The organism is Aliiglaciecola sp., from assembly GCF_039982535.1.
Classification (GTDB): domain Bacteria; phylum Pseudomonadota; class Gammaproteobacteria; order Enterobacterales; family Alteromonadaceae; genus Aliiglaciecola.
In genome coordinates this window covers 322,528-334,700 of the sequence record NZ_JBDWYG010000039.1, presented here as the reverse complement: position 1 = coordinate 334,700, position 12,173 = coordinate 322,528, and the positions used below count along the sequence as shown (strand labels likewise).

The 12,173-nt window shown below is 39.3% G+C and carries 8 protein-coding genes; 4 read left to right on the top strand and 4 right to left on the bottom strand.

Annotation, left to right across the window (positions count from 1 at the left end; translation table 11 throughout):
* Positions 1–639 precede the first annotated feature (639 nt).
* Genes ABJV04_RS13125 through ABJV04_RS13110 form a run of 4 tightly spaced genes read left to right on the top strand, consistent with a single transcriptional unit; the run spans position 640 to position 7,077 of the window.
* Positions 640–1,767, top strand: a complete 1,128-nt coding sequence (locus ABJV04_RS13125) for a hypothetical protein (protein WP_348491975.1) — start codon at positions 640–642, stop codon at positions 1,765–1,767.
* Entirely contained in the window at positions 1,764–2,228 is a 465-nt protein-coding gene (locus ABJV04_RS13120; protein ID WP_348491974.1) for a three component ABC system middle component, read from the top strand. The genes ABJV04_RS13125 and ABJV04_RS13120 overlap by 4 nt, the downstream gene beginning before the upstream one ends.
* On the top strand, positions 2,225–4,240 hold the full coding sequence (locus ABJV04_RS13115) for a DUF3732 domain-containing protein (protein ID WP_348491973.1): 2,016 nt from the start codon (positions 2,225–2,227) through the stop codon (positions 4,238–4,240). Before ABJV04_RS13120 ends, ABJV04_RS13115 begins: the two co-directional genes overlap by 4 nt.
* Positions 4,241–4,275: 35 nt before the next feature.
* The gene (locus tag ABJV04_RS13110; protein ID WP_348491972.1) at positions 4,276–7,077 is read left to right on the top strand and encodes a dsDNA nuclease domain-containing protein; all 2,802 of its coding nucleotides are present in this window, start codon (positions 4,276–4,278) and stop codon (positions 7,075–7,077) included.
* A gap of 22 nt (positions 7,078–7,099) precedes the next feature.
* Here the strand turns inward: ABJV04_RS13110 and ABJV04_RS13105 are convergent, their stop codons facing one another.
* The 4 genes from ABJV04_RS13105 to ABJV04_RS13090 form a co-directional block, all read right to left on the bottom strand.
* Entirely contained in the window at positions 7,100–8,116 is a 1,017-nt protein-coding gene (locus tag ABJV04_RS13105) for a bacteriophage abortive infection AbiH family protein (protein ID WP_348491971.1), read from the bottom strand.
* 101 nt (positions 8,117–8,217) lie between these two features.
* Positions 8,218–10,050, bottom strand: coding sequence for a glutamine--fructose-6-phosphate transaminase (isomerizing) (glmS, locus tag ABJV04_RS13100; RefSeq protein ID WP_348491970.1), 1,833 nt, complete (start codon positions 10,048–10,050; stop codon positions 8,218–8,220).
* A gap of 9 nt (positions 10,051–10,059) precedes the next feature.
* The gene (locus ABJV04_RS13095) at positions 10,060–10,836 is read right to left on the bottom strand and encodes a DeoR/GlpR family DNA-binding transcription regulator (RefSeq protein WP_348491998.1); all 777 of its coding nucleotides are present in this window, start codon (positions 10,834–10,836) and stop codon (positions 10,060–10,062) included.
* Positions 10,837–10,980: 144 nt separating this feature from the next.
* Complete coding sequence (locus ABJV04_RS13090) at positions 10,981–12,114, bottom strand: HDOD domain-containing protein (protein ID WP_348491969.1); 1,134 nt, start codon at positions 12,112–12,114, stop codon at positions 10,981–10,983.
* Positions 12,115–12,173 lie beyond the last annotated feature (59 nt).

The window sequence follows — 12,173 nt, the reverse complement described above, 5'->3', positions numbered from 1 at the left end:
ATACTTTAAACGCTACAAGCGAAAACTTCGAAAAAAGAGTTCTTTAGGCTAACACCTTCTCTTAAATCACTTTTTCATTTCAATTGTTTCTTTACACAAGAGGCAAGCCAGCCCTCGCGCTAAATAATTCTCAATGACGATAATTCATCACAAATAGATGATTATCAGATGTATTTACTAATAATAGAAGAGCACTAAAACCTTTGTTTAACCACCAATAGAAACTATAAGCCTCAATTTTCACTACCTTAAGGGATGCCTGTCCATGTTACTTTTGTGGCTTTCCATGTTATTCGATAAAATAGCCGCTTAGGAGATCACCTTAAGATAGTTTTTGCATATCATTGCTAAATGGTTAAAATCTAATCCTTATCAATGTCTAATAAAGCGATTTTAGAGTAAATCAAACTGGCTTTAGCTGAAGCACCTCGTAATCAGTATACGGCTGAGTTACACCTGCAAATGATCAAGTTTGCTGATGAGTTAAAGCACATAACAGCTAAAGAGTTTTGTGAAGAATTGGGGTTAAAGCAAAGTCTGGGCACAGAATTCAGTAAAATGCGAAATTTAACCGCAAGACTTAAGGGCGCAGGCCTAGATACTCGGCTTATTTAGGGATGAAAAATTCAGGGAGTGATAATGAGTAATAGCCTTCCAAAAAATGTAGCTTTAACAACTGCCTTAGCCTTTCATTACCAAGTACTGATTGGCTTAGATAAGTGCTTTGCTTTAGAAGAAGGTCAATCCGTGTGGTTCGAAAAAGATGGTGATGTGAGCCTCATGTCGCCTGATGCTTTAACTTCGACCCAAACGGAAGTGAAAGACTATTCCACGCCACTTACCGACCACCATGAAAACCTCTGGAAAACGATCAAGAACTGGTTAGCGCCAGAGTTTTGTCATGCTCAATATGGCGCTTTGGTGCTACATACAACCCAGACTTTTGGCACTACCACACGATTACACAACTGGAACTCACAAACTGCCGAGCAACGTTTGGCTGTGCTAAGAAGTATATTCGCCGAACGCACTGATAAGCAGCTTAACGCTAAAAAGCCATCTGAAATAATCAAGTTGCAAAAAGCTGTAATGGCTAATGATGATGATTTGTTAAAAAGTGTACTGAGTAAAGTGACTTTATTTACCAAGGCTGATAAAGCAAAAGATTTAGAAAAGAATATTACTGCTAAACCTGTTGGCATTCCCAAGAGTAACTTAAGTAGTTATCTTCATGGCTTAGTTGGCTTTGTATATGCACAGGCTTCTCAGCAATCATGGAGCATTACTCAACAGGATTTTTCAGCGAAATGTGAAGAATTAACAGCTCTTCTTTGTAAGAAGGAATTCACTTTTCCGTTATTTTCAGGATATGGAGCATCAGATGTTGAAATTGAAAAACATCAAGAACGACTATTCGTCCAAAAAATAACTGAAATAGAACATCATGAAGTGATCCCTGATGCCGTAGGTAACTGGCTGGAACTGCAAAATTCCCTTCTAGAACAGTTAGATGAATATCCTTTATATAAAGACAAAACGGTAACCTATCAGAACCAATTGGTGAAAAAATACAAGTTGGCACATTCAAGTGCTCAACTTGAAGCAACTGATGAAATTAAAAGCTCAAAGTTGCTGTACAACAAGATCATGCAAGAACAGCCACTAAATATGGGCAACGATATTCCACCGATTGAGTATAAAAATGGCCTTCTGCATGATGCTATGGATGATGAGGAGAGAGACTTGAAATGGAAGGTTGAGCCATGAGTAGCATTGTCGATGCCTTATACGAATTAAAGTACAACCCATTTGATTATGGTCCATTTATGGCCTCGTTTTACAAACATTTGGATGAGTCAGAAAATAATTTATTGCTTGCTCAGTTAGTGATCCCGTTGTGTAGTCATCCTGTTTTTAGTAAGAAAATTTCTGGAGCCGTGTTTGGCAATAAAAAGCGAAGTTCAATTTGGTCTGTGTTTGATGATCGGACAAAACTTTATGACCTTCAAGAACGAATTGATGGGTTTCAAACTTTAACAGAGCAATGTATTCAATATTGCTTAATAAACGACTGGCTATCAGTCGATGAAAATAATTTGTCTTTAAGTAAAATTGACAGTTCTGATTCAGTATTTACCCAACAAAAATGTGCAGAAAAACTAGGTCAATTATTTAGCGGTCACTCAGTGGTCGAGATTTATGCGTTTTTAGGAGTGAAACCGCGATGAAAACCCTTATTCATGAAATCGGCGTGATTGATAAGCAAGGAGTCAAACATCCTGTTAATTTTCAAGCAGGGCTAAATGTTGTTACCGGAAAGTCATCGACTGGTAAAAGTGCCTTGATTGAAATATTTGATTACTGCTTTGGCAGTGGTGAAAACACCATACCTAAAGGAGTGATCACTGATAGTGCTACCATTTATTACGTAGCACTTGCTGTTAATGACAAAAGCATGGTGATTGCGCGCGATCCTAAGACTCCAACTAAAGCTTTTTTTCGTAGAATAGAGCCATTCAATACAGAAGAAATTCAACTACACTATTTTAGCGCTAACTACTTTAGACCATTGGAAGACTTTAAACATTATATAAGAGACGAATTTTTCTTAGATATTGATGATGTCGATGAATCTTTAGCAGCTAGAGCAAATAGGCGATTTAATCAAAAAGCACCTCGACCATCTATTCGTAGCTTTTCATCATTCATGCTTCAGCATCAAAACTTGGTTGCCAATAAGCATGCGTTATTTTATCGGTTCGACGAGAAGAAAAAGCGAGATCAGGCGATTGAGCATACCAAAATATTTCTAGGGCTAGTCGATCAAAAGTTCTTTCATCTATCACAAGAGAAAGAGCGTTTAACGGCAGAAGTTAGACGTTTAGAGCGAAGTAAAGAAACAAACAAACGTGCAGTAGATAGCTACAAACAAAAAGTAGGCCCGGAGTTGAGTCAACTATATGCTTTGATGGGGTTTGAAGAAGAGCCGCTTTCATTGGAAAAAGTGCTTCGCCACCCGCAAAATGCTAAAGATGAACTTGATGAAATAATAGTGCCTGAGAAGATCAACCACAACTCCGATGCTATTACTCAACGGTATAATCAATTAAAACTAGAGCGCACCCAGAAGACGTCTGAGTTGAGAAGATTACAACGTCAAACAGCGTCAATTAACAAACATATCGGGGAAGAAGAACGTTTCACTAATAACGTAAAGCAGTTTAGTACACCTACACACGTTCATATTTCAGCATCTGTGTGTCCATTTTGCAAAACTGAAAAAGACACGCTACAACTAAGTGCTGAAAAGCTACAGCAAGCTATCACAAAGGTTTCTGGCAACCTTGCTCAAGCTCGCCCTATGAAAGCAAAGTTCGAATCCTCACTAGTGACTATTCAGCGCGATACCGAGCATTTAAACAACGAATTGATGGTCTTAAGTAAACAAATTGAAGATGTTGAAGCCACAGAAGAAAAAATAGCTAAAAACAAAAGCCTTTATGAAAATATCATTATGCATAAAGCGAAACTTTTCGCTCTTTTAGACTCGCTAAACATGGCTGACGATTCTAATATAGAAAAGAGCTTGAAAGAACTACGAAAACAATTAAAACAAATCAACGAAAGTCTTAAAGAATATGATGTAGAAAATGAATTAAAAAATGCTTCGATAAAGGTAAACAAATATATGACTGATATAGGCAGTCATTTTGAGTTTGAAACAAGCTACAAGCCAATTAACCTACATTTCTCATTTGAGACTTTTGACCTTTATCATTTAACGCCTGAAGGCGAAAAGATTTACCTGCGTTCAATGGGCAGTGGTGCAAACTGGCTTTACTGCCATGTAACGTTATTTTTAGCATTACATAAATATTTTGCTGAATTAGGAAGCAAGTGTGCGATCCCTTCTTTATTATTCCTAGATCAGCCAACCCAAGTTTATTTTCCTAATTTCACACGTGATAACGCTGATACCTTTGATGAGCAAAAAAGCACGGAAGCCAAGCAAAGAACAGAGAAGGAGCGTCCCGTTGATGAAGATATTAAGGCGGTTGAGAACCTTTTTAGTCAGCTATCTATCTATTGTAATGAACTTGAATCAAGCAATGGCTTTAGCCCGCAAATTATTGTTACCGATCATGCGGACAATTTAGAGCTATCAAATGGAGTTAAATTTGAATCCTTAGTCAATGGAAACCGTTGGCGTAAGAGAGGCTTAATTGATCCTGTCAGTTAACTGTTTCATTACTTTAGATCGGAAATATAGTTCATATGCTTGATAGAAAAAGTGAACACTCGTTCGATGTTCTTGATGAAGCTCAGCTAACTCGAATTGAGGCAGTACATAGAGGTTTCTTGTATCAACATTTATATACTGTTGGTTGTTTGTTATTAGCTCAAGAAGCAAACATAGAGTCAACAATAGTTGAATTAGATGAAGACATAGAGCTTTTAAGTAAAAAGAAACAAATATACATACAAGTGAAAACTCGTTCTAAACCGATAATTCCTAGCGATGTCTCTGGGGCTATAGAACGCTTTGACATACTAGGTAAGGAGCATACTGACGGAAATAGAAAAGGAGAAGCTTTATTTGTATTGATAGCTAATCAAGAGCCTAGTCCGCAACTTCAGAAAAACATCAATAACAAACTATTTCCTGGTGATATTAAATTTATCTCACCAAAAGCGTCTTCTGGTTGCGATCCTGCACTTCCCCCAGCGTGGAAGTCACTCTCTGAAGCTGCAAAGTGGTGCACTACGCAAGCCCAAAAATTGAAGTTTTCATTGTTGTCACCTGACTCACTTATCTGGAAATTGGCAGGACTTGTGCAGCTAGCAGCCACAGGCGATTCACAGGACATGTCACATGTATTTCAAACTAGGAACTTACCTAAGTTATTTGAGCAATTACTGATTCAATTACAAGACTTTCCTGAGCCACCAGAAAACTACGTGCCCCAAATGTGTGAGCCGGCTCTCATATCCAATGAAAGAATACGTATTATTTGTGGCTTATCCGGTTCCGGAAAAACTGCGTGGGCAGCACAAGCAGTTCTCCATAGCTCACAGCTTTGTGCTTACTATGACACTGGCGATATTCCTGCACCTGCACTCGCTAGTACTTTGGTACGTGAACTTGCTGCTAAATTCGCGGGCTCAGACAATGATGGATTTAGAAAAATACTTCTTCCTGGCGTGAGTGGCTATGATGCTTTAAGAACCTTTGACACATATATTACGCAGCAGGGAACCAATATCCTTCTCGTTTTAGATAACTCACACCGTATCCCAGCTGAAACTATCAGAAACTTATTAAACTCAACTAAATCGATTCAATTTGTACTCCTATGTCAGCCGAACGAGAGCGTTAGAGAATTAGAATCTCTTATAGGTATACATAGAGAAACACTTAAGGGCTGGGATATTGATTCTATCGCAGCTGTAGTTAATATGCTGGGAGGATACGGAACTCCTCAAGGTTTTGAAAATTTAAAAAACTATACTGGAGGCCTTCCACTTTATGTTCAAAGCGCTGCAAATTTAGCTTCTACAGAATACGAAAACAACATTGATACGCTGTGTGCAGACTTAGCACAACAAAAATGCAGCACAGAAACGGCACAAGAAATTATTCTCTCACGGATTTATCAAGGCTTAGATAAAGTCATTCAAGATTCATTTGCAATATTTAGCTTGGCTGACGTCGGATTAAGCACGGATGAAATAGTTACATTGCTCAGTCACTCGCTAAATATACCAACAAATAAAGCTGTCATATATCTTAAGAAAATGAAAGCCACAGGAGCTGTAGAGGCTTTTGGGAATAAAACGCTGAAAGTGCATGACTCTCTGAGAGCTCTGGGATTAATTCACTTAAACCTGTTAGATGAGGAGGTGATACAAACCAGTTTAATCACTTTAAAAGATCTGATTATCTCAAGTTTACATAAAGATCGTGATACTTCTAGATTTGCATTGCTGACCCAAGTTTTTATTAAACTAAATGACGTTATGGCACTTATCTCAATTTCAGGTGAAGAGTTGTTTTATGAGATGGGTATCAATACAGATATTCTGGCGAGTATAGAATCGGCTCTGAACTCCGATGTTTTAGAGGCAGAACATAAGTTTTGGGCTCTGGATGGATTAGTGTTCTCTGCTTTTAGGGAAGGTCACTTTCAAGACGCTCCACCAAGACTTGAAGCGATGGAACATCTGATTGCACAAAATGAGTTTAGTTATCGTGAGCACGTAGCTTTTGGCATGAAAAAAATATTACTTGCAGCCGAAAATGGTAAGGCTCAAGAGGTTGAGCGACTGAAAGAAGAGTATTCAACGAAACTTCCTGATGCGGAGCACAAACGAATATTCAACTATAACTATGCTATTGCGTTGTGGAAGCTCAAAAAATACAGAAAAGCCAAGCAGATATGCCAACAAGTCGTTGGAGAGTATTATGATATTTTGGGCATTACCCCTAAAGACGTTCTTGGCAAAAATTCAGATGTATTATGGACGATTATCAATCGACCTGAAAATGTACAAGAGCATATCAAACACCTAGCAGATGCATTGGAGCTATACGCTCGGATTTTAGATGAGCTTGATGAAAATACCTCATTTACGCGCATTCATGCTATGAAATTCTACAATATGACAATGGCTCCAGACTCTATGGTTCGAGTCGGGCAAGATTTGACTGATGAATTTGTTGCGAGGAAAGATTATGAAGGAGCAAAAGAGTTAGTTGAGCAACATATTTTACCTGTTATAAATCAAGCGGGTTTGATAAACAGGATGGTGCAGGTGAGAAGTCAATATGCTGTCATTCTCGCTTATTGCGGATTACATAATGATGCAGCTTCAGAAATTAGAAATCTGAATCCATATATCCAAGGATTAAGCCTCGAACAGCGCACCGAAATCGAAAACCAGACTGACTTGATTTCACATCTAGCCCAAATCGCACAACTGGAAGAAAGCAAAAAGTCATTTGGTAAAGTTGGAAGAAACGAACAATGCCCTTGTGGCTCTGGCTTAAAATATAAAAAGTGTCATGGTGTAATTTAATACGAATGTTTGTGTCAACAAACTACAAAGAACTCATTCTGACTACTGAAATATTTTTAACACCTAAGTTTTTTAACTTACTGAAGTGTGTATTTCGATCACCTTCATCGTGAAATGTCACCGTCCAGTTTGCCGAGTGTTTAACCGATTTAGCTAAATGTTTAAAGTAAGGCATGTCAACATCTGCTAATGAATGGCCAATTACTATTACTTCGTCTATGCTTTTTAGGTTTCGAAAAAACTTAGCATTACTCGATATTATTGATTCCGTGCACTTAAAAGTTTCATTGAAGTATCGATTGATAGTTTCTTTACCAAGCTCATATGAATAATCAAACTGATCCGACATTTGTTCATACCAAGCTTCTAAATGCTCAGAGGATAAACCTTCGGACGGAGACTCTGGCTTTTCTATAAAACTATCAGGATTAACGCCATGTCCAAGCACCAATTTATCTACACTTCCATCAACTTTTCCATGTATATGCAATACATTATCATCTGAAATCGAATAGTATCTTGATAGGGTGTCTGTATAGTTAAATGTTAGGTATCTTGCTTTTTTAACTAGTTTTATTTCTTTCAGTTGATCAAGATTAGAGAATTCAACAGAAAGGATGAACTCTTTAAACGCGCTGAATAAAGTCACAGTTAACTTCTCAAGAACAAACTCCATTTCAATTTGAAATGCTCCCCAGTCTCGATCTCTAAAATCGCCGGAACTTGGATTAGCAAGATAATCATTATGTGCATCTAAAACTGTTTGTGTATCCAATAATGACAGACTATGTTCGAAATCAGACCAAAGAAGACCTCTAATAACTGATTGATTCTCTGAATTAATGTCCTCGAATCCATAATGCTCTAAGAGTAATTCATATACATCGGAATAATGCTTTTTTAGAAACAACCCAAACGAGATATACGAAGTATCGAGCCCGTGATGTAAGTCAAAGCCATTCCCAATTACATATAACTTCATACTCTCTTTTCCATAAGATACAGATAATGCAGACCAAGCTAAGTGTTCAGCCTGCAAAATTCACATCCACTTTCCAACTTTGTTTGTCACTTTCCATCTTTGTTTATAACTTTCCAACTTAGTTTTAACGCTTCAAAAACAACAACAAAATCAATAACTTACTCAACTGTAACACTTTTTGCCAAGTTTCGAGGTTGGTCAACATCTGTGCCTTTAATTACGGCTACGTAGTAGGAAAGTAATTGTAGGGGCAGTGTGTACACGATGGGGGCGATGGCGGGTTCACAATGAGGCACATTAATAACCCGCATGGTGTCGTCACTTGTAAATTTAGCTTGTCTATCGGCGAACACATACATAATGCCGCCACGGGCGCGTACTTCTTCGACGTTGGATTTTAATTTTTCTAGTAGTTCGTTGTTTGGTGCAACCACTATTACTGGCATTTCATCATCGATCAGTGCCAAAGGACCGTGTTTGAGTTCACCAGAAGCGTAGGCTTCGGCGTGAATATAAGAAATCTCTTTCAGTTTTAGCGCCCCTTCCATAGCTATGGGGTACTGGTCGCCGCGTCCTAGGAATAAGCTATGTTGCTTGTCGGCAAACTCTTCGGCTAAGTCTTCAATGCCAGCGGTTAAACTTAAGGTTTCTTCCAATTTGGCGGGAAGACTATGCAGGCCACTGATAATCGAACTTTTGTCTAACTCAGACATGCCATTGTATTTACCTAGAGCGAGGGTTAGCATCAAGAAGCCGGTAAGCTGAGTCGTGAAGGCCTTGGTAGAGGCAACACCAATTTCAGCACCTGCTAAGGTCATAAATGCCATGTCAGATTCACGCACTAACGATGAACCTGGTACGTTGCATATGGCTAGGCTCGACATATATCCCACATCTTTAGCTAATCTGAGGGCTGCTAAGGTATCCGCGGTTTCGCCAGACTGGGAAATAGTGACCAACAAGCTGTTGGGCAACACCACTGATTTGCGATAACGAAACTCAGAGGCAATTTCCACATTACAAGACACATTGGCATATTGCTCTAACCAATAACGGGCAGTCATGCCAGCGTGATAACTTGTACCACAGGCAATAATTTGCACATGTTTAATGTCTTTTAGTATGGCTTCAGAGCCTGCACCAAAAATACCTTCGACTAAATCTTTTTCGCCCAAACGGTTTTGCAGTGTATTACGCACAACCGTAGGCTGCTCATGGATTTCCTTGAGCATATAGTGACGATATCCGCCTTTGTCTCCGGCATCATGCTCTATGTCAGAGTCAAACACATCACGTTCAACGGGTTCGCCGTTGCCATCGTATATTTTCACCGTTGTGCGGGTAATCTCGGCTACGTCACCTTCTTCTAGGAACATAAAACGACGGGTAACTGGCAATAACGCCATTTGGTCTGATGCAATGAAGTTTTCACCAATCCCTAAACCGATAACTAATGGGCTACCTGAACGAGCGACAATCACCCGATCTGCATCCATTTTGTCCATAATCACAGTACCGTAAGCACCGTGAAATTGGCCCACTGAATCTTGTACCGCTTGTAGTAAATCTTTACCTTTTTTAAGCTCTTCGTGCACTGTGTGGGCAATGGTTTCAGTGTCGGTATCTGAACCGAAGGTATAACCTTTGTTTTGCAAGTCCACGCGCAATTCTTCGTAGTTTTCGATGATACCGTTATGTACCACCGCGATACGTTCGTTAGAAAAATGTGGGTGAGCGTTCTTTTGGGTGACACCGCCGTGTGTAGCCCAGCGAGTGTGAGCAATACCGGTAGACCCTTTCACAGGATTAGCTTTAATGGCATCACTTAACGCTTTGACTTTACCTATTTGACGCTCGCGGGTTAAATTTCCATTGCCGTCTAATAGCGCAACTCCAGCAGAATCATATCCGCGATATTCGAGTCGTCTAAGTCCTTCTAATAATATTTCTACCACGTTACGTTCGGCGATTGCGCCTACTATCCCACACATAATCTTCTCCTAATGTGTTTCAAGAGTTGCAGCGCAAATCACTTTTACGCCGTGTTGTTCAATTTGATGTTTGGCTTGTTCATCAATGCCATCATCGGTAACCAATATTGAAATTTTTGACCAAGGCAATTCCACATTGGGAATTTTGCGTTGTAATTTCTCAGACTCAGCCATCACAATCACCTCTTTAGAGACTTCAGCCATGGTGCGGCTCAATGAAGTTAACTCGTTAAACGTTGTGGAACCGCGCTGGGTATCTAAGCCTGCCGCCCCTAAAAACGCCTGATCGAAATTGTAGGCTTTGAGCATTTGTTCAGCCATTTGACCTTGGAAAGAATGGGATTGTTGATCCCAAGTACCACCCGTCATTAAAACTTGTGGTTCATTTTCACGCTCTAATAAGTCATTCGCCACATGCAGTGAATTGGTCATAATGACTAAGCCGCGCTTGGCTGGTAAATGGGGTATTAATGCGGCGGTAGTACTGCCACTATCAATAATAATTCGATTATGATCTTTAATTAGCGTTGCCGCTGTAATGGCAATGGCTTTCTTTCGATTCGAAAGTTTTTCATTGGTTAATTCAGAAGACTCTGAGGGCAATAATACTGCTCCACCAAACTTTCTGAGTAATAAACCGTTACTTTCGAGTTCAGATAAATCCTTTCGAATAGTGACTTCAGAGGTGGAAAAAAGCTTAGATAGGGCATCTACAGCCACTTCTCCATGCTCATTTAGTCGTTCGATGATGGCTCGACGACGTTGTTGGGTATTGCGTTTTTGCACGATTAATCCACTCATGAAAGCACTTTAGTTTCAAAACGAAAGAAATAATAGTTAATAATTTACGTTTTGCAAGTATAAACTTTCATACGTGGGTATTTTTTGTTCGATTTTGTGGTTTTCTGGCTAAATCCCTAGTTTTGTCAGCTAACTCTCTTCAGCTGTATCAATACCAAGATTGTGTTTGAGTAACTCTTTAGCTTGCTCGCTCATAATTGCATCTTTGAGCATTTCCTCCAGCGCCGCTTCATCAAAATTGCCCGCTTGGAAAGTAAGACTTATCTCGCTCATTAAGTTTGCTTCAAACAATGTTGCCGATAGAGGTGAGAGTTCTGAGATATTCGAAATGGAAATCGTTTGGTCTTTTACCACATCAATAATTAGTGAAGGCATTTTCCATATTTTCATTAACTCAACGCTGAGTAACATGGAGCGTTGACTCAAAAACTTCTTGAACACCAATGAGTCCTGTTTAAAGTCAGGGTGACTCTTTTGAAATGCTTCCACCATAAATTGGAAAATAACGATTTTGCCGAGATCATGCATTAGCCCAATAATATAGGCGGCATCGGCATTTAAATTTCGAGCTTTGGCTAGAGACTTTGCAAGGGTTGCCACCTCTTGACTGTGCAGCCACACTTTCTCTCCAAAGGCTTTAAAATAAATGGGCTTTTGGTGACATAGTTTTTTCACAAAGCCATTTAAGACAAATTCTTTTATATCTTTAGCCCCCATCAACATAAAGGCTTTTTGCAGATCTGTGATTTCATTCTCGCCACGTTTGTAAGCTGGGCTATTCGCCACTTTCATTAGTTCACTGGCAATACTTGGCTCCTGCTCAATCACTTTAATGAATTCGGTTAAGTTAAAATCAGGATCGTTTAATAAATTAGTCAGGGTCAGCACCGACTGCGGCAGAACGGGGAAATGGGTTAACACATCTTGTGGATTTTTAAGGGCATGGTTAACCCGAGTTAATATATATTGTTCTAACGGGTTTAGGGTTGTGCTGGTTTCAGAGGGCCCTAATAAATAGTCGTAAAACAAAAACTCCAAAGGATTAAACGAGGCAACACTTATGGTGATGCTTTTCGATGGAACCGGAATATCAGGTAAGTTAGATTCTGCAGGGGCGGCCTGTTTCGGGGTTTCTGTTAATTCACGTTTTGTTGAAGAAATAACAGGCGAACTCTTGGCTTGAGGTGCATTACCTGAAGACGCACTAGTTGTAACTTTAGGTTTAGTGCGCTTAAACAAGCGAGAGATTAATTTTTCAAACATTTCCGAATTGCTATCCAATAATTTGATTTACAGGCCTTCTTTAAGGCCTGTAAATACTT

What these genes read in the sequence shown, in the direction of transcription:
- ABJV04_RS13090 (WP_348491969.1), bottom strand. Translation starts at nt 12,114, where the DNA reads ATGTTTGAAAAATTAATCTCTCGCTTGTTTAAGCGCACTAAACCTAAA.
- ABJV04_RS13110 (WP_348491972.1), top strand. Translation starts at nt 4,276, where the DNA reads ATGCTTGATAGAAAAAGTGAACACTCGTTCGATGTTCTTGATGAAGCT.
- ABJV04_RS13125 (WP_348491975.1), top strand. Translation starts at nt 640, where the DNA reads ATGAGTAATAGCCTTCCAAAAAATGTAGCTTTAACAACTGCCTTAGCC.
- glmS (WP_348491970.1), bottom strand. Translation starts at nt 10,050, where the DNA reads ATGTGTGGGATAGTAGGCGCAATCGCCGAACGTAACGTGGTAGAAATA.
- ABJV04_RS13115 (WP_348491973.1), top strand. Translation starts at nt 2,225, where the DNA reads ATGAAAACCCTTATTCATGAAATCGGCGTGATTGATAAGCAAGGAGTC.
- ABJV04_RS13120 (WP_348491974.1), top strand. Translation starts at nt 1,764, where the DNA reads ATGAGTAGCATTGTCGATGCCTTATACGAATTAAAGTACAACCCATTT.